The organism is Planococcus sp. TJ-307, assembly GCF_058268435.1.
In genome coordinates this window covers 308,301-330,718 of record NZ_JBZDOJ010000004.1, presented here as the reverse complement: position 1 = coordinate 330,718, position 22,418 = coordinate 308,301, and the positions used below count along the sequence as shown (strand labels likewise).

Sequence of the window (22,418 nt, the reverse complement as noted above, 5' to 3'; positions counted from 1 at the left end):
CTGGCGAAGGATAAATCCCTTTTTTGAAAAGAATAAATCTGTATAAAACAGTTTATTTCCCCACAAAAAAAGACGCCCCGCTATGGGACATCTTTCAATCAAACTTGATCTTCTCCGACAATTTTCACTTCCAACTCTAAATCAATGCCGAATTTTTCTTGTACAGCCGCTTTCACCATTTCAATCGTTTGGATGTAATCGTTCGCAGATGCATTGTTTTTGTTAACAATAAAACCAGCATGCTTCGTAGAGACTTCTGCTCCACCGAAACCGCGTCCCTGAAGGCCGCTGTCTTGAATTAACTTGCCGGCAAAATTGCCTGGTGGACGTTTAAAAACGCTGCCTGCAGAAGGAAATTCCAACGGTTGTTTTGTTTCCCGCTGAAACGTCAATTCTGTCATTTTGGCATCAATGACCGTTTGCTTGCCGACTTCCAGCTCAAACTCAGCGGATAGGACATAAAATCCTTTTTTCGTAATGATGCTTTTCCGGTAGCCAAGCTCCAAATCTTCTTTGGACAAAATCAACTTTTCGCCCTCTTTTGAAAGGACAGTTGCCTGTTGAATGACGTCTTTTATTTCTCCGCCGTAAGCACCTGCATTCATCGCCATGGCGCCGCCAATAGAACCTGGTATTCCGCAAGCAAATTCAAATCCTGTCAGCTGTCTGGCTGCAGCAACTTTTGACACTTTTTTAATGTTTGCCCCGCCCTGCGCGTAGACTGTCGTACCGTCAATGGAGATTGCCTGTAAACTCTTTAAAGTCAGAACGATTCCACGAAATCCTCCATCACGGACGACCATGTTTGATCCATTTCCAAGGAGCAGTAATGGAATATTGTTAGTATATGCATACTTCACAGTAAAAGCAGTTTCATCTTCTGTCGTCGGTGTTACAAAAATATCAGCAGGCCCACCCATTTTAGTTAATGTATGAAGGTGTAGCGGTTCATCCATCTTGACGTGATCATCTGCCAAAAAACCTCGCAGATCCGTCAACCATTGTTGTTTCGTCATCTAAAGCAAATCCCTTCTAAACTTATGGCTTCTACTAGTATCCAATTTTCATCCTGATTTGACAAGCAATATAGCCAGGTTCAGGCCAAAAGTCCAATAAAATAATATCTCGAATTCGAGAATTATTAATTAAAAACTATTGACTTTGAGATTTATTGCCGTTATATTTAGTTTAGAACAACATTTCTAGGAGGAATTTAACATGAAAAAATGGACAGTAGACACGGCGCACTCAGAAATCGGCTTTTCAGTAAAACACATGATGATCTCAAAAGTAAAAGGCTCTTTCGCATCTTATGAAGCGAATGTAGAAGCAAACGAAGAAGATCTTCAGAATGCATTGATTGACTTTAAAATTGACGTAGCAAGCATCAACACAAACAATACTGACCGCGACAACCACTTGCGTTCAGCTGACTTTTTTGATGTTGAGCAGTTCCCATACATCACATTCAAAGCTAATGACATCGTTAAAAAAGGCGGCGAGTACGAAATGACTGGCGACCTTACGATGAGAGGCGTTACACGTCCGGCTACTTTTGAAGTAGAATACGGCGGCAAAGGCACGAACCCTTGGGGCGTAGAAGTAGTCGCGTTTAACGTAGAAGGCAAAGTAAACCGCAAAGATTTTGGCCTTACTTGGAACCAAGCGCTTGAAACAGGCGGCGTAATGGTTGGCGAAGACATCAAAATCACATTAGAATTAGAAGGCAACCCAGCATAATAAAGAGACATTCAAAAAGCAGTGTGAGGAATTTTCCTCGCACTGCTTTTTTATTGAACGTTTTTAGTGTCCATATCTTCATTTATCGTCTTATGCCCGTCGGAGGCCCGCAGGATGCAGGTCAGCTAACCGTTGCGACAGGAAGTCGCAACGGTTAGCATCAGATGTTAGGCAACTTTCGCTTTTCTATTTGTCCAGCTCCACCTGCCAGACTCTAGGGTCATAAGCTACTCCGGCTGTGCGGCTGAAGAAACGCCGCTTCGCCGGAGCGTCTTATGCCTGTCGAATCTACACGGCAGCTTTCGCTTTTCAGTATTCCTGCTCAATTTTTGGCAATGGTTTAACTGCCGGACCATTCAGTACATCGCCTGTATAGGAGAAGCGGGAACCGTGGCATGGACAATCCCATGAACGTTCGGCATCGTTCCAATTAACTTCGCAGCCCATATGCGTACAGGCTGTATCCACCAAATGGACCTGGCCGTATTCATCCCGGTATCCGCCCGCTTTTTTCTTGCCGACTTTAACCAGCGCTCCCTCGTCTTTGCCAAGGTCTTCGACGGTTTTTGAGGCTCTTTTTAGCTTTCCTTTGACCAGTTCCTTAGCAACCGAGGCATTGTCTTTCGCAAAGCTCGCAACATCCACCGCTTTCATTTTAGGGCGGGTTGGACTGAAAACAGGTGCGTAGTGATTTTCCTTTTCCAAAATTTGATCGGTTAGCAACATACCGGCTAGTGCGCCGTTGGACATTCCCCATTTATGGAAGCCGGTCGCGACCAATATATTGTCATAGCCGGCAGTGATGGTCCCAATATAAGGAATCTGGTCGAGCGTGGTCATATCCTGAGATGACCAGCGGTATGGGATTTCCTGAATGCCGAAATGTTCCTCGCCAAACTTCTCCAAGTTGTGGTAATGCTCCATCGTTTCGCTTGAACTTTTTCCTGTTGCATGGCCTTCCCCGCCAATCAGCAGCAGCTTTTCCCCATCGTCTCCTGGCGCATAGCGCAGGGAACGGGATGGCATGTCTCCACTGATATACATATCGTTCGGAATGTTGCCACTCACTTTAGCTGCAATGGCGTATGAGCGATTGACCGATAAGCGTGAAAAGTACATGCCGTCAAAATCGTTAAACGGATAATGCGTGGCGACAATCACTTTATTGCACGACAAATGTGACAGGTTTTCGGTTTGAATAACGGGATCTTTTTTGCTCAAAATCTTTACAGCACGGGTCTGCTCGTAGATTTTCCCGCCAAGCCGGTCAATCTCTTTGACCAATCCAGCCAAAAACTTCACGGGATGGAACTGAGCCTGGTTGCGCATGACGATAGCATCTTCCACATGAAACGGCAACTCTACTTCGTCTTTTGCCAGTTCCCCGTCAATGCCCAATTGCAGGTAGGCCTCTGCTTCTTTCTGTACTAGCTTTGCTCCTGCAGTTGTATTGGCATAGACGAAAGAGTTGTGGTGTGAAAAATCGCAATCGATGCCAAGTTCTTTGGCAGTTTCTTCAATAAACTTCAACCCATCCATGTTTGCCTGGTAATACAGCTTCGCTTTTTCCTCGCCTACAAGTTTCACGAGCGGATAATAAAAAAGGCCATGCTGTGCAGTAATTTTTGCTGTTGTATTGCCTGTTACCCCATCGACTAATTTGCCGGCATCGATTAAAGTTACCTTCTTTCCGGCTTTTGCCAATAAGTAGGTGCTGATGATTCCAACCATACCCCCGCCAACAACGGCAATATCTGTTGATTCATTTTCCTGCAATGCGGGATAGCTTGGAATATCTTTGTACTCTCTCCAAAACGATTTCTGTTCTTCTGGAACTCGACTTGCATTATCACTCTGCACCATACCGTTCCTCCTCAAAAAGCTTTTAATAAATGTCTACCCCTAATGAAGAATCCTAATCAAATTAGCAGCCATCAAGTTTCCTATTTTTTGGATAGACTGTTCAGATCGGACGAAATACTGGCCAATTTTCAAAAATACTGTCCGTTGCCGCTCATTTACTGTCCACTACTCCAAGTCTACTGTCCAAACGAAAAAAAGGACCACCCTTAGAGGGCAGTCCTTTATTTAAAAACTTAGGCGTGTACTTTTACTAAAGCATTTGCAGATTGCTCTACGCGTTTCATGCCTTCAGCAACGATTTCTTCTGCACGGTCCGGGTACATATTATGTCCCTCAATGATCACTTCTTCGATGTCAGTGATGCCAAAGAAGTCCATGATCAAGCGAATGTAGTTAACGCTCATTTCAGCAGGAGCCATTTCAGGTGATGAATAAACTCCGCCGCGTGCGTTCAAGATGATGACTTTTTTCTCAGGTACAAGACCGACCGGGCCTTCAGCTGTATACTTGAATGTTACGCCTGCGCGGTAAACGTAATCGATGAATGTCTGCAATGGCGCAGGAATTGTTTTGTTCCATAATGGGAATGCGAATACGACAACATCAGCGTCCATGAATGCATCCATTGCTTTATTGGCTGCCGTTAGAATGCGCTGTTCCAAATCCGTCATTTCTTCAGCTTGTGCTGATTTTTGCATAGCATCAAAGAAATCCTGGCCAAAATACGGCATGTCTTCTTTGAACACATCAAATGTATGAACGTCCAGCTCAGTGCCCATTCCGATAGAATCCATGAATACTTCGTACATTTTACTGGAAACCCCTTCAGATGCAGGGCGGTTGTTTGCTTTTACTACTAAAACATTTGTCATTAAGTTAAAACTCCTTCTATAATTATATTAAAATTATTTATCTCAAATTAAAAGCACTTTATCATCTTAAGAAAATAGAGAGTAAAAGTCAATTACTCTGCCTCCCTGTTATACCCCATCGCAAGAATCGCCTGTGCAATAACTCGTTTTCTTTTTACCCAATGGCTTTAACTTAGGACGAATTCCTTCTTCTTCAGCAATTTGTTCCAACGCTTCAACAAATGCTTCCAACGGCTGCGCACCCGAAATTGCATACTTGCGGTTTACCACAAAAAACGGGACGCCTTGTACGCCAATTTGGCCAGCTTCGGCAATATCAAGCTGAACCTCCGCCATGAATTGATCCGATTCCAGCACTTGTTGCGCCTCGCTGCTTGATAGTCCGACTGCTTCCACGATATTCAATAAGATCCTGTGGTTGCCGACATTTTTTGCTTCAATAAAATATTGATGCATAAGCTGTTCAGTCAGTTCTGCATCTTTATTTTTGGTTTCAGCCCACTTCACTAACCGGTGAGCAGCCAATGTATTGGCTTCCTTCATGTTATCAAAATCATATTCCAAACCAACAGAACGGGCATGCTGCGCCACTCCTTCAGTCATCTCTTTTGCTTCTTCAATCGTTTTCCCAAATTTCTTTGCCAAACTTTCATAAGTTGGGACAGCAGAATCAATGGGTGTGTCCGGATTTAATTGATAAGCCTTGAACGAAACTTCTGCCTGGCTTTCGAAGCCTGACTGAACCAACGCGTTTTCCAAAGTTCTCTTGCCTATATAGCAGAATGGGCATACATAATCTGACCAAACTTCAATTTTCATAGTTATCCACCTCGCCATTAACTATAGCAACGAAAACAACAGCGCTCAATTTTTTTGCCTATAGAAAGAAAAGCGGAGGCGATCGTGTTAGACCTGACGGGCATAAGACGCGGTGGCGAAGCGGCATCTTTTCAGCCGCACAGCACGAAAAGTGAAAGTGCCTGTTCAGCTCTGACAGGCATAAGACAGACCAGCAGAGTGGCGTTCTTTGCCACGCCGCTGGGTTGACTTATGACCCGAAGAGCTAGGCACTTGCAACTAGACACCAGCGTGACTTATGACCCCGAAGGTCTGATCGCCGGAGCTGGACAACAAGAAAAGCGGAAGCGCCCGTTTTGCTCTACCGGGCATAAGACAGACCAGCAGAGTGGCGGTTTTTGCCATGCCGCTGGGTTGGCTTATGACCCAAAGAGCTGGGCGCTAGAGTCTGGACAATAAAGAAAAGCAGAGGCGATCGTGTTAGACCTGAGAGAAATTAAGCGCATCACGGAACCACAAAAAAACTGACTCCCTATAGGGAATCAGCTTAATGCTTCTGTAATGACAGGAACAATTTGTTTTTTGCGTGATACGACGCCAGGCAACAGGACACGGTTATCAACTACACTCGTTTTAAAAGCACCTTCGACAATGCCCGCTCGTTCACCCAGAACGATGGCCACTGAATTGTTGTTTAGAATATCCGTAACAGCAAATACGAAAAGATCCAAACCTTTAGCAGAGATGGCATTTTCCATTAGCACTTCAAGCTCTTTTTGGCGGACCATGACTTCTTCTACATCAATTGCATTAACTTGAGCAACTTCAAATCGGCGATCGCCTGCTTCAAATTCTTTTGAGTCCAATGAAATCAAATCTTCTAATGTTTTGTTGCTAAGATCCGCTCCGGCTTTCAATAGGTCCAGGCCGTAATTTTGTACATCCACATTCGCTATGCGCGCTAATTCTTTAGCGGCTTCAACATCTTGCGCGGTACAGGTTGGTGACTTGAAAAGAAGGGTGTCTGAAATAATCGCGGAAAGCATCAATCCGGCAATATTCATTGGTACTTCCACACCATTTTCTTTAAATAGCTTCAGGATAATGGTTGTTGTGCAGCCAACAGGCTCTGCGCGGAAAAAAAGCGGATCCGTCGTTTCAAAATTGGCGATACGGTGGTGGTCCACTACTTCAATCACCTGAACTTCATTGATGTCTTCTGCACTTTGCTGCCGTTCATTATGATCCACCAAAATGACTTGTGCAGCCTCTTTAGCAACCTGCGTCACCAAACGCGGCTGATCAAATTTGAACGTCTCCAAAGCGAATAAAGTTTCATTGTTTACTTCACCTAAACGAACTGGCTCAGCCACCATGCCCATTTCATTCTTCAAGTAAGCGTATGAAATGGCCGAACAAATTGAATCAGTGTCCGGATTTTTATGACCTAATACTAAAACTTTTGACATAAATAATAGCCCCCTGTAAAACTTAGTTTCTGTATTTATTCTATCATAAGTACAGCATTTGAAAAAATTGAACTGACATCCAATAGAAATAAATCTAAAAGAGTATAAAGTTTATAGAATTATCTGTATTTTATAAATTCATCATGTACAATAGCACATACTAATGGTATAATATGACTAACTAATTTAAAGTTAGGTGGAAGGAAGCGATGCCCATGACCATTTTACTGGAAAAGAAATACATTCCTCTGGCCGATTATTTCTCTGGAGCGACAAATCCCTCAATAAAACTAACATTTTCTGAAATCGAACAAATTATGGGCCAAAATTTACCTAATGCCGCCTACTTGAATAAAAGCTGGTGGAAAAAGACGAAAGCACCAGCCAAGCACTTTCATGCATGGGTAGATGCCGGTTATTTTGTTAGTGATGTTGAGCCGGATCGCTTTGTTGTTTTTGATCGGATCGACCTTTCAAATGGCAACGGCAATGGCCATGACGAAGAAGATCAGGACATCCTGCTGATTCGAATAGCTGAGCACGGGGATGCGCGCTCTCTCGCCGCCTTGCAGAAAGCAGTCGAATCCGAATCTGATTACATGTTGTACGCAAAAGACGAACGGACACAATCCACCCAAAAAGTCCGAAAACAAATCATTGAATGGAAACAAAGCGGGCACTCAACCATCATTATTGCCATTCTAAACGGCCAGCATGTTGGCTATTTGATGATCATGGGCAATGACGCAAAGCGCGCTGCACACCGCGCCACTATCGATCTCGGTCTTCAAAAAGAAGCACAGGGCAAAGGAATTGCCAAATCGTTGCTCGATAAAGCAGAAGCATGGGCCAAAGAAAAAGGCATCAGCCGACTTGAGCTGGCAGTTATTGAAGAAAATGAACCGGCACGCAAGCTATATGACAAAGCAGGCTTTGAATCTGAAGGCATTCGCCAAAAATCTATGATGATTAATGGCAAGCCCCATAATGAAATTTATTTAGCGAAGTTTTTGGATTAGAAAAAGAGCGTGTAAGAACCACGCTCTTTTTCAATGGGCTTTAATCATCACAAAATTTCCCCACAATAAAACCCGGACCAGCTTAGCTGATTCGGGTTTTATTCACGTTAAGCTAATTTTTCCAGCAAACGCAGAGACTCGCGGTTGAATGCCGGCAAGTCATCCGGCTGGCGGCTAGTAACCAATTGATCTTGGCACACTGCCACTTCTTCGTCGACTACAGTAGCTCCTGCATATTCCATATCGACTTGAATCGATTTAAAGCCTGTTGCTTTGCGGCCTTCTAATGCTTTAGCCGTAATTAATAACTGAGGGCCATGACAAATTGCAAAGACCGGTTTTTTTGCATCCATAAATGCTTTTGTGAATGCCACAAAACGATCATCTGCACGCAATTGGTCTGGAGAAAATCCGCCTGGCAAGAAAAGCGCATCGTAATCTTCTGGGCTGACCTCGTCAATGCCTTTGTCGATTGTGACAACAGCTTCACCTTGTTTGCCTGTCACTTCATTGCCTGCTTCTTTTTCGATAGTGAAGACTTCGTGACCCGCATCATTAAACGCTTTCGATGGATCTGTATATTCCACATCTTCGAACATGTCTGTAATTAAAGTTGCGATTTTTGCCACTTTCTACCACTCCTTCTGTTTAATCATTCTCTTTCAGTATTCCACCAAAAGATGACATTAAACACAAAACTAGCGAAATTTCGAGACAAATGGATTTTCCGTCTCCCAAAAGCGGTACGGATAGTCGACTGCTTCAAGCGAATTGCCAATACCGACGCGCGGTCCGACCGATACGGCATGAACAGGATCTCCTTGCGCAATATAAAGCGGCTTCTCAGAAAAATGGCTGCCGTAATGGTCCATTGTAATAGCCATTGCCTTGGTCAGTTTGCCCGGTCCGCTGGTCCAATTTTTCATTGGCATGTGCTCGCCGCGCAGTTTCGCCATCAGTTCAATGCCTTCTACCGGTTCCACTGCACGAATCAAAATCGCGCGCGGAGTATCTTGTGGTCCGCTGACGACATTGATCAATGTGTGAGTGTGCATTTGGTACGTATAAATGAGTCCAGGTTTTCCGAACATAATTTCTGTACGCTTGGTACGGCGATTGCCAAAGCTATGGGCCGCCCGATCTTCTGCACCCATATACGCTTCGGCTTCCACAATGCGTCCCGCAACGACGCCTTCCGGCAATTCATGGACCAAAATTTGGCCAAGCAAGTTGCGAGACAACTCCAATGTCGGAGCATGAAAAAATTCTTCAGCGACGGGTGTAAACATAATATCTCCTCCTCCCGGCATTATACCGAATGGATGGCGGTCACTGCCTGGATAAGCGGTTCGAGTTCGTGAATTCGATTATCGTTAAAAGCTTCCACTATAGCACTGCCAACAATAAAACCGTCTACATCATCTCGCAGCATGTCGACATGGCTGCTTTTTGAAATTCCAAATCCAGCGTAAACCGGAACCGGACTTTTGTCTCGGACTTTGCGCATAAAGGCTTTCACATCTTCCGACATTTCGTCACGTGATCCTGTTATGCCTTTGACCGTTACTGCATAAACAAAACCTTCTGCTCCACTCAAAATATCATCCAGCCGCACATCAGTTGTCGTCAATGTTACCAACTGAATCAATTTGATGCCTTCTTTATCTACATGGGGCTGTACCAACTCTTTATGTTCATAAGGAAGATCTGGGATGATGATAGCTGAAACGCCCGCTTTACCGCTTTCAGATGCAAAACGTTCCACTCCAAATTTCAGCACTGGGTTCAAATAAGTCATAATCAGCAGCGGAATTTCAATCTGGAAAGTCCAGGTTTGCATTTCTTCCAGCACTTTCTGCAGCGTCACGCCTTGTTTTAAGGCGCGGTTGCCTGCTGCTTCGATTGTTGGCCCATCCGCTACTGGGTCAGAAAACGGGATGCCGATTTCGATGGCCGTCACCCCTGCTCCCTGCAAGTATTGTACTTGCTCCTTCAAACGGTCAAGACCGCCGTCTCCTGCCATAATGTAGGCAACAAACGCTTTGTTTCCTGAACTCTTCAGCTGTTCCAATCGTTTCATGACAGTCCCTCCAATTGCTCGGCATAGGTAGCTATGTCTTTATCGCCACGGCCTGATACACAAATGATCAAAATCTGATCAGCTGTCATCGTCTTAGCCTGCTTTTCTGCCTCTGCAATGGCATGCGCTGTTTCAAGAGCAGGGATAATTCCTTCCAGACGGGACATGCTAATGACTGCATCAAGTGCTTCCTTATCTGTAATCGACCGGTATTCAACACGGCCGATATCCGCTAAATACGCGTGTTCTGGCCCAATTCCAGGATAGTCCAGTCCAGCAGAGATCGAATGCGCTTCTTGTACTTGCCCTGCATCATCCTGCAGCAATTTCATCATCGCGCCATGAAGTACACCTTCTGATCCCTTTGTTAAGGTCGCAGCATGCTTTTCTGTATCTACACCTTGGCCAGCTGCTTCAACACCGATCAATTGAACGTCTTTATCTTTAATGAATGGATAAAACATGCCGATCGCATTGCTGCCGCCGCCTACGCATGCCAAAATAGCATCAGGCAAACGCCCTTCTTTTTCCAAAATCTGGCGTTTTGTCTCATCACCAATAACGCGTTGAAAATCGCGTACCATCGTTGGGAATGGGTGCGGCCCTAGAGCCGAGCCGATTAAGTAATGCGTATCTTCCACGTTAGAAACCCAGTAGCGCAAGGCTTCATTGACCGCATCTTTTAACGTCGAGCTGCCTTTTGTGACACTTTCCACACGCGCACCCAAAAGTTTCATCCGAAAAACATTCAGTTGCTGGCGTTTAATGTCTTCTTCTCCCATAAAAATAACGCATTCCAAATCAAACAATGCACAGATTGTCGCTGTTGCTACACCGTGCTGGCCCGCTCCGGTTTCTGCGACAATTTTGCGTTTGCCCATGCGCATAGCGAGCAAGGCCTGCCCAATCGCATTGTTCACTTTATGGGCACCCGTATGGTTCAAGTCTTCCCGTTTCAAGTAAATTTTCGGTCCACCCAATGATTCTGTCATACGCTGAGCGAATGTCAGCGGCTGTTCACGTCCAACGTACTCGGACAAATAATGATGGTATTCTTTTTGGAATTCTGGATCTTCTTTTACTTCGTTATAAGCATCTTCCAATTCTTTAACGGCTTTCATCAAAGTTTCCGGCACAAATTGTCCGCCGTACTTGCCGAAAAATCCAACTTTCTCTATTGTCTGTTCCATCGAATCATCCTTTACTCGTTTTATGAATTTCTGGATTTTCACTGTATCTTTACGGCCATCTGTTTCAACACCGCTTGAAACGTCGACCATATATGGTGTTGTCTGTGTAATCGCTGCGTGAACATTTTCTGGATTCAATCCACCCGCCACGATGAGACGTGATGGATCGATATCCGCTCCATCAAGCAGAGACCAATCAAATACCTTGCCGCTTCCCCCGCGGTAATCAGTGCCCGGAGCATCTACCAGCACATAATCAGCAATGGATCTGCCCAATTTGTCAGCATCTTCTTTCGAGCGGATGGAAAACGCTTGAATAACCGGCACCTGAATTGCTGTGATCAACTCATCCGGCTCATCGCCGTGCAGCTGAACCATCGTCAGTGGAACCCGCGCAATCGTATCTTCTATTTCTTCCAAAGAAGCATTCACGAACACACCAATTTTATCGGCATCTACCGGAATGTGTTTGGCCAATTCAGCCGCCTGTTCAATTGTCACCTGGCGCTTACTTGGAGCGAACACAAAACCAATGGCATCTGCCCGCTTCGCCGCTTGAACATGCTGCTCTTCTTTCAAACCACAAATTTTCACTTTCGTCATTGGACTGCCTCCTCACTTGTTGCCTGACGAATCCAATTGCCCGGATCTTCAGATCGCATTAATGCCTCGCCCACCAAAATTCCGGAAGCGCCACTGGCATATGCGAACTTCGCATCCTCTTTGGTATTCATTCCACTTTCACTGATCAGCACCCGTTCGCCGTCAAATGGAAATTTCTCTGCCAATTGCGCCGTCCGTTCAACCGAAACGTCAAAGGTTTTCAGGTTGCGGTTATTGACGCCAATCAGCTTGGCATCCAGCTCCAAAGCTATCTTCAGTTCTTCGTCGTCATGGACTTCCACTAAAACTTCAAGCCCTTTGGACACCGCATACTGATAAAGGCTGTGCAGCTCTTGTTTTTCGAGCGCCGCAACAATCAGCAGGATAATGGTTCCTCCAGCATGTTGCGCACGGTCAATTTGAATTTCGCTGACCATGAAATCTTTGCATAACACAGGAATTGAAACGGCTTGCGCCACTTTGCGCAGGTCATCAATGGATCCTTTAAAATACGTTTCATCGGTGAGCACGGAAATAGCTGCCGCTCCCGCTGCTTCGTATTTTTTTGCCTGAGCTACGACATCCACTCTTGTCTGGATATCGCCTTTAGATGGGGATGCACGTTTTATTTCTGAAATCACGCCATTCCCTTTCTGCAAACGCTGCAGCAATTTTGATTTTTCCGGAAAAGTGATAGTGCTCGGCTCTAGCGGTTTATACGTTTTTATTTCTTCATGTTTGGTTGCAATGATTTTATCCAATATCGTCATACAAATACCTCCGCTGCTAACCGGTGCAAGTCAAAGACACGCGCGGTTTCACCTGATTTAATTGATGCTTTTGCCTGATGCACGCCTTCCGCTACAGTTCCGGCTTTGCCGCTGACATACAGAACTGTTCCTGCATTCAGTGCCACCGTATCCAAGTAAGGGCTGTCTATTCCTGATAAAACATCCATAAAAATTTCAGCATTGCGCTCTGGGTCTCCGCCGCGAATCGCTTCAATCGGCGCAACTTCCAAGCCAACTTCATTTGGATGGATTGTCATGTTGCGTTTGCCATGCTCATCGAAGACGATCAGTTCGTTGGTGCCGGCAAGCGACAATTCATCCAATCCGCCCGCACCGTGAACCAATGCCCCTTTTTTTCTGCCCAGCCGAATGAGCGCATCCGCCATTGGCTCTAACATGTCTAAGCGATAAACACCGGTCATTTGAACCGTAATGGGCAATGGATTTGCCAATGGTCCAACCAAGTTAAAGATTGTCGGAGTTCCAATTTCTCTGCGGATTCGGCGCAAACCACCAAGTGCCGGGTGGATTGCAGGCGCAAATAAAAGAGCAATCCCCGTCTGGTCCAACATTGCCGGAATTGAAGCAATATCGGCTTTTGTCGAAATGCCCAATGCTTCCAACACGTCGGAACTGCCGGTCTTGCTGGAAACACTGCGATTGCCGTGCTTCGCAACGGTCAACCCACAGCCCGCCAAAACGAAAGCGGTCAATGTGCTGATGTTAAAACTGTAGGATCGGTCTCCCCCAGTTCCACAAACATCGACCAGTTCTCCTTCTATTTCAGGAAGTTTCACTGCTTTTTCACGCATTGCTTTAACCAAACCGACCAATTCATCTGCCGTTTCACCTTTTTCATGCAAATCGGATAAAAACTTTTTAATCTGTTGCTCATCTATTGTACCGTCCAGAATTTCCAACGATTTTTCATACATTAATTGTTCGCTCATATTCTCTGCTCTGCTCATCCTGATCTCTCCTCGTCTTGTTTTGGAATACAAAAATCCCCGCAACCAGATGAATCATCTGATTGCGGGGACGGTTAAAACCGCGGTACCACCACGCATTAATGCAATAAACTTTTGCACTCACTTAAACAGGCTCTTCGCCTTTCCCTTTAACGCAGGGCTTACGTCTCCCTTACTCGCTTCCGCTTTCAGGCCAGCTCTCCTAAGTCCATTCGCGCAGTTTATCCAATCAGCTTGCACCAGCCGCTGACTCTCTAAATGAATCTCCCTGCCTACTCGTCTCAATCCTCGATTTATACACTCTTCTATTCTGGTCTTTTCTAGGCTCTTCTCTCAAAAGGACTTGCTTCTCGTACAACAAGTGACCCTAATCTTAAAAGGTTTTGTTTATTCTGTCAAGTAAAAGAAATGCAGAAGCACCTGTAGAGGTCCGACGGGCAAAAAAAGCACCAGTAGCCAGTTTCTCTGGACACTTGTGCTTGAACAAACATGAATCACTGGTAATAGCCATCCAGTTCTTTTCGCAAAGCCGCTTTGAGAAATTTTCCGACTGAGGTTTTCGGCACTTCTTTCAAAAAGACCACATCGTCCGGAACCCACCATTTGGCAAATTGACTCTCCAGGTATGTCAGCAATTCCGATTTCATCGCTTCATCTTCAGCATAGCCTTCTTTCAGGACTACACAAGCAAGCGGACGTTCGAGCCATTTTTCATGGGGAATCGCGACAACAGCTGCTTCAAAAACAGAGCCATGGGTCATCAGCGCATTTTCCAAATCAACAGAAGAAATCCATTCTCCCCCGCTCTTGATCAAATCTTTTGTTCGATCCGTCAACTTGATGTAGCCATCCGGTTCAATGACGGCAATGTCTCCCGTATAAAGCCAACCCTCTTTAAAAGCGTCTTCCGTCCGTTCATCCTTATAATATTCATCGGCAATCCATGCACCTTTGACGTTCAATTCTCCCATCGTTTCACCGTCCCAAGGAGCTTCCCCATTTTCATTCACAATCCGCACTTCCAGCCCCGGCATCGGTAATCCCGCCATTGACCGGCGTTCGATCCGCTCGTCCATCGTCATATCCGCCATAGTCGAAGTCGTAATAGCCAAACTAACAAGTGGTGAAGTCTCCGTCATGCCATAGCCGGTGACAAAAGGCACATTGTATTTTTCTTCAAATGCCCGGATTAACCCTTTCGGTGAAGCCGATCCCCCGCAGATGATCATCCGCAACGTTTCAATATTGCGCGGATTTGCTTCCAACTCTTTTAAGACGCCTAGCCAGATAGTTGGGACACCGGCAGTCAACGTGACTTTTTCTGATTCAATCAAATCCAGCAGCATGCCCGGAGCAAACCCTGGTCCCGGCAGTACTTGCGTAGTGCCGAACAGGACACTTGCAAACGGCAGTCCCCATGCATTGGCATGGAACATCGGGACAATCGATAATGCAATATCGCGTTCAGACAAGCCCATTGCGTCGGACATGCCGAGGGCATAGCTGTGCAGCACCAGCCCCCGATGTGTGTAGACGACCCCTTTTGGATTTCCGGTAGTCGCCGACGTATAGCACATGCCCGCCGGTGTGTTTTCATCCAGATCTTCAGGGAATTCAAAGCTGCCATCCTCAGCCGCCAGCAGCTCTTCGTATGAATGGACATTTTCAAGTGAGATGTCCGGCAAATCTGTCCCGTCTTTCATGACAACAAAATGTTTGACCGTTTTCAGCATTGGCGCCAACTTTTCAATTAACGGGAACAAATCGTGATCAACCACTAGGATTTCATCTTCTGCATGATTGATGACATAAGCGATATGTTCGGGAGACAGCCGGATATTGATCATGTGTAAAATAGCGCCAGCACCAGGCACCCCAAAGTACAGTTCCAGATGGCGGTGATGATTCCAGGCAAAACTTCCAACTTTTGTACCGCGCTCCATACCGATTTTGCTTAAAGCTGCGGCCAATTTGCGGGTGCGTACCGCAAATTCTTTATAAGGAATACGGTGAATCATATTTTCTCCAGTCCGTGAAACAATCAATTTTTCTGGAAAGTAGCGCTCTGCTCTTTTTACGAAAGATGATAATAATAACGGCGAATCCATCATGTCACATCCGACTCCTTCTTCGTTTTATTTCGCTCAATGAAAAACGGGTGCTTGTGCCGCTCATCAGCCTTCAATACAGGTGTAAGACAAGCATCCACGCTGAGTGATAGCCGGTACCATTCCTGCCAGTCTTTTGATTTGAAAAATGCTGCCACTTCTTGGTGTTCGAGACTTCCTACCGGTTTCCCAGCCCACTCCAACCACTCTGACCGTTGGAAAAAATCACAAAAAGCTTGCCAAAATTTATGTTCCAACGCTCCTAAAGTTAACCAGCGCCTGTCTTTTGTTTCATAAATGGCATAACATACCCGAGCACCGCCAATTTCTGGAATGCCCTTTTCCGATATGCCAGCTTCAAAATAAGCATCATGATTGCCAAGAAATTCCGCCATAACTTCAGCCAATGCAATATCTAGATATTGCCCCTGTCCGGTTCGGAACTTTTTCAATAGCGCAGCAAGCAGCTGTTCCGAAGCGATCAAACCTCCAGTAAAATCAGCGAAGGTATTCGTCGGATGAATGGGCCTGCCAGAAGCATCGCTTAATTGATCCAAGGCACCGGACAAAGCCATATAATTCAAGTCATGGCTTCCCAATTCCGCCATTTCACCTGTTTGGCCATAACCTGATAGCGAGCAATAAACCAAATCCGGCTTAACCGTTTTTAGGCTGTCATAATCCAAACCCAGCTTCTTCATGACACCCGGCCGGAACGTCTCAATCAGCGCATCTGCACCTTTGACCAAATCCAGCATTTCCAGACGGCCTTCCGGAGATTTCAAGTCGATATGAACAATCGTTTTGCCACGGTTGTTCGCCACATGGACGTGCCCTCCGCTCATATAGCGGGCAGGGTCGCCTTCTGGCGGTTCTATTTTAATAACTTCCGCACCCAGTTCAGCAAGCCGCATTCCCGCATAAGGCCCCGGAACATAATAACTAACATCCAGGACCCGTACACCTTTTAGCGCATTTTTCATTTACAGCCCCATCCGCTTGGCAATAATGGTTTTCATGATTTCATTGGAACCGGCATAGATTGCAGCTACCGGAATGTCCCGGTACCGGCGCGCAATTTTATATTCTTCCATATATCCATATCCACCATGCAATTGCATGCATTCACCAGAAATCTTTTTGGCTGTGTCGGTCAGCCAGTATTTTGCCATCGATACCTTGGAAACGATATCTTTTCCAGCCATATGGTCTTCAATCAATGATTCCAAGAATGAATGGCCCAGTTCGATTTCCGTCGCCATTTCCACCAATTTGAACTGCGAGTTCTGAAACGAGCCAATCGGCTTGCCGAATGCTTTTCTCGATTTTACATATTCCAACGTCATTTCAAGCATATCCTCAGAAGCCACCTGTGCCGCTAATGCGACTACCAGCCGCTCCTGCTGCAGTTTTTCCATCAAATAGGTAAATCCTTTATTTTCTTCGCCAATTAAATTCGAAGCAGGGACGACGCAGTCTTCAAAATACAGTTCGGACGTATCCTGTGCATGAAGGCCTACCTTATCGAGCTTGCGCCCTTTCGTAAAGCCAGGTGTCCCCTCTTCTACCATCAAAAGAGAAATCCCCCGGTGTTTCGGTTCTGCCTTTGGATCGGTTTTTACGACCACCAGCACCAACGTCGAATTGATGCCGTTGGTAATAAAGGTTTTCTGCCCATTGACAATATAGGTGTCACCATCCCGCACCGCTGTAGCTGATATATTTGCGAGATCAGATCCGGCTCCCGGTTCTGTCATGGCGATGGCTGTGATGTGATCTCCCGAAACACAGCCCGGCAGCCAGCGCTGTTTTTGTTCCTCATTTCCATAAGCTTCAATATAAGGGACGGTAATGTCGTTGTGCAGTCCAACCCCAGTAAGACTGGCACCTACTCGTTCCATTTCTTCTCCAATGACAACTGCGTAACGGAAATCAAGGCCAAGGCCGCCGTATTGTTCTTCAACTTGCGGACTTAAAAAGCCCATATCCCCAAGTTTTTTCCAGAAAGATTTCGGAATAAGGCGATCTTTTTCCCATTGATCATAATTCGGGACTGCTTCTTTCTCCAAAAATTTTCGCAACGATTTGCGGAACATCACATGCTCTTCTTCTTCAAAACGGTATTTCACCATTCTTTCATCTCCCTTATTTTGGCTGCATCCGGATTGCTCCGTCGAGTCGAATCGTTTCGCCATTCAGCATCGGGTTTTCTGTAATGCTTTCCACCAATTGTGCGTATTCAGCAGGTTTTCCAAGACGCGCCGGAAATGGCACTGCTGCCGATAATGAAGCAATTGCCGCATCCGGCAAGCCTTCGACCATCGGCGTCTCCATCAAACCAGGTGCAATCGCCATGACACGAATCCCATCTCTCGCAAGTTCTCGGGCAATGGGCAATGTCATCGATACCACGCCCCCTTTTGATGCACTGTAAGCCGCTTGGCCAATTTGACCCTCATAAGCTGCAACAGATGCAGTCGAAATGATGACTCCCCGTTCACCCTCTATGTTCGGTTCGTTTTTCTGCATAGCTGCTGCCGCAATGCGAATAACGTTAAAACTGCCAACTAAATTCACTTTGATGACTTTTTCAAATTGATCCAAAGCAATCGGTGTACCTCTGGATAACACTTTTCCCGGCGTACCGATGCCTGCACAATTGACAACTAAATCAATGCCACCAAACTGTTCCAGCGTTTCACTGATATTCTGTTCGACTTGCCCTGCATTCGTTACGTCAGTTTCTTTGTAAATAACCGATTCTTCGCCTAACTCTTGAATCAGTGCTCTTGCCCGTTCCGAATTCAAATCAAAAATAGCCGCCTTTCCGCCACTTTCTGCTATACGCCGTACTGTCGCTTCTCCAAGTCCCGATGCCCCACCCGTAACCACTGCTTTAATCTGTGAAAATTCCATTGTCATCCCCCTTAGATTTCAAAACGTTTTAAAGTTTTTCAATAATCGTAGCGTTTGCCATACCCATTCCTTCACAGATTGCCAGCAGACCGTAGCGGCCATTTGAGCGTTCTAATTCATGCATCAACGACACCAACAGCTTGGTTCCCGTCGCACCAAGTGGATGACCGAGCGCAATAGCTCCTCCGTTGACATTCAACTTTTCGGGATCTCCGCCAATATCACGCAACCAGGCAAGCGGGACCGGTGCAAATGCTTCATTCACCTCATAACGATCCATGTCTCCGATTTCAAGTCCTGCTTTTTCCAGCACTTTTTTTGTGGCCGCTATCGGACCTGTCAGCATTAAAGTCGGATCAGAACCGACCACTGTACGCGCCAGTATCCGCGCTTTCGGCTTCAATCCGAGTTCACGTGCTTTTTCAGCTGACATCAATAGCACAGCTGAAGCACCATCACTCATTTGGCTGGCATTGCCAGCAGTAATTACACCTTTGTCATCAAAAACAGTCTTCAATCCAGCCAGAACTTCCAGCGTTGTTCCAGGACGCGGCCCTTCATCCACAGCTGCTATTTTTATTTCCCCGTTTTCGTCTCTCGTTTCAATAGCGACAATTTCACGTTCGTACCACCCTGCCTGAATAGCATGTTGAGCGCGTTCATGGCTTTGCACCGCAAAAGCGTCAAGCTGCTCACGGGTGAATCCCCATTTTTCAGCGATGCGTTCTGCAGATAGTCCCTGATTGATAATTTCGTATTGATCCGTCAGCTTTTTACTTGGTAATATTCCTTGCATATTGGAGAACATCGGGACACGTGTCATGCTTTCGACACCACCTGCAATAACAATGTCCATGTCTCCTGCTAAAATCGCTTGCGCGGCGAAATGTACGGCTTGCTGGCTCGATCCGCATTGGCGGTCGATCGTTACTCCTGGCACGTAATCAGGGAACCCGGCAATCAATGCTGCAGTGCGCGCAATATTTCCGCCTTGCTCACCCGACTGAGAAACACAGCCTAAAACAACATCTTCAACATCTCCTTTTTTTACCCCAGCACGCTGTACTAGTTCTTCCAACACAAAAGCAGCCAATTCATCTGGGCGCGTCGAGGCAAAGAGACCTTTTCTTCTTCCTACCGGAGAACGAACTCCTTCTATAATTACCACTTCTCTCATGCACTTCACCTCATCTCTTATTTTTTGAATCCGCTTTCATTTATCGGAATTGAATGACTATTCACTCATTACAATTATTGTACAAGAACCCTTTAACAAATGCCACAAGAAAAATGGAGACACCTATGCACCCCTAACAGCCATAAGACATGCGGTGCTCTTTGCCGCGTTTCCGATATTTCAATCAAAAAAATTCCGCAGCCTAAGCCACGGAATCATTTCTTATTCTTCAATTAACCCTTTTTCAATAAGGAACTCACGAGCAACGTCAGCAGCTACTTCCTGGTCTACATCAATACGTGAGTTCATGGCCAGCATTTCCTCTTCGCTGATTTGCCCTGCCAATCCGCTCAGTACTTCCTCAAGTTCTGGATATTCTTCAAGTGTCTCCATTCGCACGACCGGTACTGCGTCGTATTTCGGGAAAAATGAAAGATCATCCTCTGTTGTCGCAAGATCGAACAATTCAATGCGGCTATCTGTTGTGAAGGCTGGAATAACATCTACTTCTCCACTTTGAACAGCTTCGTACATGATGGCTGGATCAAAACTTTCGGTAGCAGAAAATTCGAATGGATACGTCGCAACAAGGTCATCAAACCCGTCCCCCTGGCGCTCATAGAAAGGGTGCGGTGCGCCAAAACGCATGTCTTCCGATTGCGATAGTTCCGCTAAGTCCGAATATGTTTCGGCGTCATAACCACTGTCTTTTGAAAATGCCAACGTATAGCCATTTTCAAATCCAAGCGGTTCCAGCCAAGTCGCTCCTAAAGTATCTTCATAGCCTGCTCGAACAATCTCCAACACTTCTTCTGAAGACTGCCCGGGCACGGATTCTTCCTTCAAAACATCTTTCAGACCCGTGCCTGTGTATTCTACGTACATATCAATGTCGCCGTCTTCTAGCGCGGGTGTTAAAATTGCCACTTCCCCAAGGCCATCTTCGTATTCCACTGTGTATTCCGAATTCGCTTCAATGTACTGCCCAAGAATATGGGGCAAAATGTACTGTTCTGTCCATGGTTTACCTCCGATTACAAGCGGTTCCGATGCATCTCCACCTGATCCACATCCAGCAATGACCGCAGTCCCAGCCATTAAAATACCTAATGCTGTTTTTTTCATTTTAATTCCCCCTATGTTTTCAAGCCTTTTGGCGTGGCTTTTTTTTCAATCCACTTTAATATTTGATCAAATCCAATTGCCAGTAAAGCAACCGGAAGTGCACCAGCTAATACCAACGAGTTGTTATACGATTGCAGGCCGCGATAAATGATGTCACCCAATCCTCCTGCTCCAACGAATGTGGCAAGCGTCGCGATTCCAACCGTCAATACGGTCGCAGTCCGTACACCGGCCATGATAAACGGCAATGCTAAGGGCAGCTCGATTTGGCGCAAAATTTGCATCCGAGTCATTCCCATTCCCCTGCCGGCTTCGATAGTTGAACCATCGACACCCGCAATTCCAGCATAAGTATTTCGCAAAATCGGCAGCAAAGCGTAAATAATGAGTGCTATCAATGCAGTTGGTGAACCAATTCCTAAAATCGGCACCAAGAAGCCGAACAAGGCAAGACTTGGAATGGTCTGGAAAACTGCAGTCACACCAATAATTGGTTCAGCGTAGCGCCGATAGCGGGTAATGATAATTCCCAGAGGCAATGCAATCGCAATGCCAATGGCCACGGCTACAAATGACAAGTAAATATGTTCCAATAACGCACTGAGAATCATGTCTTGCCGGCTGACAAGGGTATCCAGAAAATTTCTCATGCCAGTGCCCCCGTTTCCTTAGCAAGTGCGGCTTTTAATAAATCACGTTCAGTGGCGTATGCCACAATACGCCCATCTTGAATGATGGCCAAATGATTTTGACTGCTGTGATCCAGCTGAAAAAAAGCTTTTTCAATAGTAGAATCTGCTGTAATTTCCTCAGCGTCTCCAGACCATTCCGTTTTGAACAAGCCCAGAAATTCCAACAGCCTTTTTTCCCCAAATGTCCGTTTTTGATTAATGCGCTCGACACCAATAAAGTTGCGAACAAACTCATTGGCGGGGTTGTCAATCAATTGCTGCGGCGTTCCTGCCTGTTCGACTTGCCCATCGCGCATCAAAATAATGGAATCTGCAATTTTCAACGCTTCATCCATATCATGCGTTACAAAAACAATGGTTTTATTGATAGTTTGCTGAAGGTTTCGGAGTTCGTCCTGCAGCTGTTCCCGGCTGATGGGGTCGAGTGCAGAAAAAGGTTCGTCCATTAACACAATGTTCGGGTCTCCAGCAAGTGCTCGTACGACTCCCACACGCTGCTGCTGTCCACCACTTAATTCGAGGGGATAGCGGTCCATATAAGTCGCTGGGTCCAGGCCGACTAACTCGAGCAACTCACGTACCCGCTCTTCTTTTTTTTCTTTTGTCCATTGGAGCAAGTTAGGGACGAGTGCTACATTGTCCGAAATGGTCATATGAGGAAAAAGCCCAATGCGTTGAATAACATAGCCGATCGAACGCCGTAATTGTACTTCGTCCATTCCATTAATGGGTTTTTCATCGATATAGATGCTTCCGGTAGTCGGTTTTTCCAGTTTGTTAATCATTTTCATCAAAGTTGTTTTTCCACACCCACTGGGACCGATGATGGCAGTCAATTCGTGAGTGGGGAGTACGAGTGAAATGTCTTTTAAAGCTTCCGTTCCATCCTGAAAGCGCTTTGTGACATTTTCAAATCGAATCATAGCATCCGCTCCTTTCTGATTCTTTCAGCCTAGCTTTTTTATACCCTCTAGCAGGTCGCTTTACTCCTCTAAAAGTTTCACGGA

At 45.8% G+C, this 22,418-nt stretch carries 22 protein-coding genes and 1 other annotated feature; of the genes, 3 read left to right on the top strand and 19 right to left on the bottom strand.

Going from position 1 to position 22,418, the window contains the following annotated elements; all coding sequences use genetic code 11:
• Window positions 1–98: 98 nt before the first annotated feature.
• A complete protein-coding gene (murB, locus tag AC4EHK_RS15550) occupies window positions 99–1,016 on the bottom strand; it encodes a UDP-N-acetylmuramate dehydrogenase (RefSeq protein WP_490979701.1) in 918 nt (305 codons plus the stop codon).
• A gap of 202 nt (window positions 1,017–1,218) precedes the next feature.
• On the opposite strand from murB, the gene AC4EHK_RS15545 reads away from it, so the two are divergent.
• The gene (locus tag AC4EHK_RS15545) at window positions 1,219–1,740 is read left to right on the top strand and encodes a YceI family protein (protein ID WP_490979700.1); all 522 of its coding nucleotides are present in this window, start codon (window positions 1,219–1,221) and stop codon (window positions 1,738–1,740) included.
• A 309-nt stretch (window positions 1,741–2,049) separates the two neighbouring features.
• Here AC4EHK_RS15545 and AC4EHK_RS15540 read toward each other — a convergent pair whose 3' ends face one another.
• The 3 genes from AC4EHK_RS15540 to AC4EHK_RS15530 all read right to left on the bottom strand — a co-directional run bounded on the left by AC4EHK_RS15540 (window position 2,050) and on the right by AC4EHK_RS15530 (window position 5,294).
• A complete protein-coding gene (locus tag AC4EHK_RS15540; RefSeq protein ID WP_490979699.1) occupies window positions 2,050–3,603 on the bottom strand; it encodes an FAD-dependent oxidoreductase in 1,554 nt (517 codons plus the stop codon).
• A gap of 233 nt (window positions 3,604–3,836) precedes the next feature.
• The gene (locus tag AC4EHK_RS15535) at window positions 3,837–4,475 is read right to left on the bottom strand and encodes an FMN-dependent NADH-azoreductase (RefSeq protein WP_490979698.1); all 639 of its coding nucleotides are present in this window, start codon (window positions 4,473–4,475) and stop codon (window positions 3,837–3,839) included.
• A gap of 108 nt (window positions 4,476–4,583) precedes the next feature.
• Entirely contained in the window at window positions 4,584–5,294 is a 711-nt protein-coding gene (locus AC4EHK_RS15530) for a DsbA family oxidoreductase (protein ID WP_490979697.1), read from the bottom strand.
• Between the two features lie 84 nt (window positions 5,295–5,378).
• On the opposite strand from AC4EHK_RS15530, the gene AC4EHK_RS15525 reads away from it, so the two are divergent.
• Window positions 5,379–5,522, top strand: coding sequence for a hypothetical protein (locus tag AC4EHK_RS15525; protein WP_490979696.1), 144 nt, complete (start codon window positions 5,379–5,381; stop codon window positions 5,520–5,522).
• A gap of 293 nt (window positions 5,523–5,815) precedes the next feature.
• Here the strand turns inward: AC4EHK_RS15525 and AC4EHK_RS15520 are convergent, their stop codons facing one another.
• Complete coding sequence (locus AC4EHK_RS15520) at window positions 5,816–6,742, bottom strand: manganese-dependent inorganic pyrophosphatase (RefSeq protein WP_490979695.1); 927 nt, start codon at window positions 6,740–6,742, stop codon at window positions 5,816–5,818.
• 215 nt (window positions 6,743–6,957) lie between these two features.
• Between AC4EHK_RS15520 and AC4EHK_RS15515 the strand changes: the two genes are divergently transcribed.
• On the top strand, window positions 6,958–7,761 hold the full coding sequence (locus tag AC4EHK_RS15515; RefSeq protein ID WP_490979694.1) for a GNAT family N-acetyltransferase: 804 nt from the start codon (window positions 6,958–6,960) through the stop codon (window positions 7,759–7,761).
• A gap of 107 nt (window positions 7,762–7,868) precedes the next feature.
• Here the strand turns inward: AC4EHK_RS15515 and AC4EHK_RS15510 are convergent, their stop codons facing one another.
• The 14 genes from AC4EHK_RS15510 to AC4EHK_RS15445 form a co-directional block, all read right to left on the bottom strand.
• A complete protein-coding gene (locus AC4EHK_RS15510) occupies window positions 7,869–8,390 on the bottom strand; it encodes a type 1 glutamine amidotransferase domain-containing protein (RefSeq protein WP_490979693.1) in 522 nt (173 codons plus the stop codon).
• Between the two features lie 69 nt (window positions 8,391–8,459).
• Window positions 8,460–9,050 (bottom strand): DNA-3-methyladenine glycosylase, encoded by a 591-nt coding sequence (locus AC4EHK_RS15505; RefSeq protein ID WP_490979692.1) that lies wholly within the window; start codon window positions 9,048–9,050, stop codon window positions 8,460–8,462.
• A 20-nt stretch (window positions 9,051–9,070) separates the two neighbouring features.
• Window positions 9,071–9,841 carry a tryptophan synthase subunit alpha gene (trpA, locus tag AC4EHK_RS15500; protein WP_490979691.1) on the bottom strand — a complete coding sequence of 257 codons (771 nt, stop codon included), beginning with the start codon at window positions 9,839–9,841 and terminating at the stop codon, window positions 9,071–9,073.
• Complete coding sequence (gene trpB, locus AC4EHK_RS15495; protein ID WP_490979690.1) at window positions 9,838–11,634, bottom strand: tryptophan synthase subunit beta; 1,797 nt, start codon at window positions 11,632–11,634, stop codon at window positions 9,838–9,840. Before trpB ends, trpA begins: the two co-directional genes overlap by 4 nt.
• Window positions 11,631–12,404, bottom strand: coding sequence for an indole-3-glycerol phosphate synthase TrpC (gene trpC, locus AC4EHK_RS15490; RefSeq protein WP_490979689.1), 774 nt, complete (start codon window positions 12,402–12,404; stop codon window positions 11,631–11,633). Before trpC ends, trpB begins: the two co-directional genes overlap by 4 nt.
• The gene (gene trpD / locus AC4EHK_RS15485; protein WP_490979688.1) at window positions 12,401–13,393 is read right to left on the bottom strand and encodes an anthranilate phosphoribosyltransferase; all 993 of its coding nucleotides are present in this window, start codon (window positions 13,391–13,393) and stop codon (window positions 12,401–12,403) included. Before trpD ends, trpC begins: the two co-directional genes overlap by 4 nt.
• A gap of 63 nt (window positions 13,394–13,456) precedes the next feature.
• Window positions 13,457–13,691, bottom strand: a binding site (T-box leader).
• A 196-nt stretch (window positions 13,692–13,887) separates the two neighbouring features.
• A complete protein-coding gene (locus tag AC4EHK_RS15480) occupies window positions 13,888–15,504 on the bottom strand; it encodes a long-chain fatty acid--CoA ligase (protein WP_490979687.1) in 1,617 nt (538 codons plus the stop codon).
• Entirely contained in the window at window positions 15,501–16,484 is a 984-nt protein-coding gene (locus AC4EHK_RS15475; RefSeq protein WP_490979686.1) for a CaiB/BaiF CoA transferase family protein, read from the bottom strand. Before AC4EHK_RS15475 ends, AC4EHK_RS15480 begins: the two co-directional genes overlap by 4 nt.
• Window positions 16,485–17,633, bottom strand: a complete 1,149-nt coding sequence (locus AC4EHK_RS15470; protein ID WP_490979685.1) for an acyl-CoA dehydrogenase family protein — start codon at window positions 17,631–17,633, stop codon at window positions 16,485–16,487.
• Between the two features lie 13 nt (window positions 17,634–17,646).
• Complete coding sequence (locus tag AC4EHK_RS15465) at window positions 17,647–18,417, bottom strand: 3-hydroxyacyl-CoA dehydrogenase (protein ID WP_490979684.1); 771 nt, start codon at window positions 18,415–18,417, stop codon at window positions 17,647–17,649.
• Window positions 18,418–18,445: 28 nt separating this feature from the next.
• Window positions 18,446–19,594: a thiolase family protein gene (locus AC4EHK_RS15460; protein ID WP_490979683.1), complete on the bottom strand. Its 1,149-nt coding sequence runs from the start codon at window positions 19,592–19,594 to the stop codon at window positions 18,446–18,448.
• Window positions 19,595–19,816: 222 nt separating this feature from the next.
• Window positions 19,817–20,719: a glycine betaine ABC transporter substrate-binding protein gene (locus AC4EHK_RS15455; protein ID WP_490979682.1), complete on the bottom strand. Its 903-nt coding sequence runs from the start codon at window positions 20,717–20,719 to the stop codon at window positions 19,817–19,819.
• An 11-nt stretch (window positions 20,720–20,730) separates the two neighbouring features.
• A complete protein-coding gene (locus tag AC4EHK_RS15450) occupies window positions 20,731–21,369 on the bottom strand; it encodes an ABC transporter permease (RefSeq protein WP_490979681.1) in 639 nt (212 codons plus the stop codon).
• The gene (locus AC4EHK_RS15445; RefSeq protein WP_490979680.1) at window positions 21,366–22,334 is read right to left on the bottom strand and encodes an ABC transporter ATP-binding protein; all 969 of its coding nucleotides are present in this window, start codon (window positions 22,332–22,334) and stop codon (window positions 21,366–21,368) included. Before AC4EHK_RS15445 ends, AC4EHK_RS15450 begins: the two co-directional genes overlap by 4 nt.
• Window positions 22,335–22,418 lie beyond the last annotated feature (84 nt).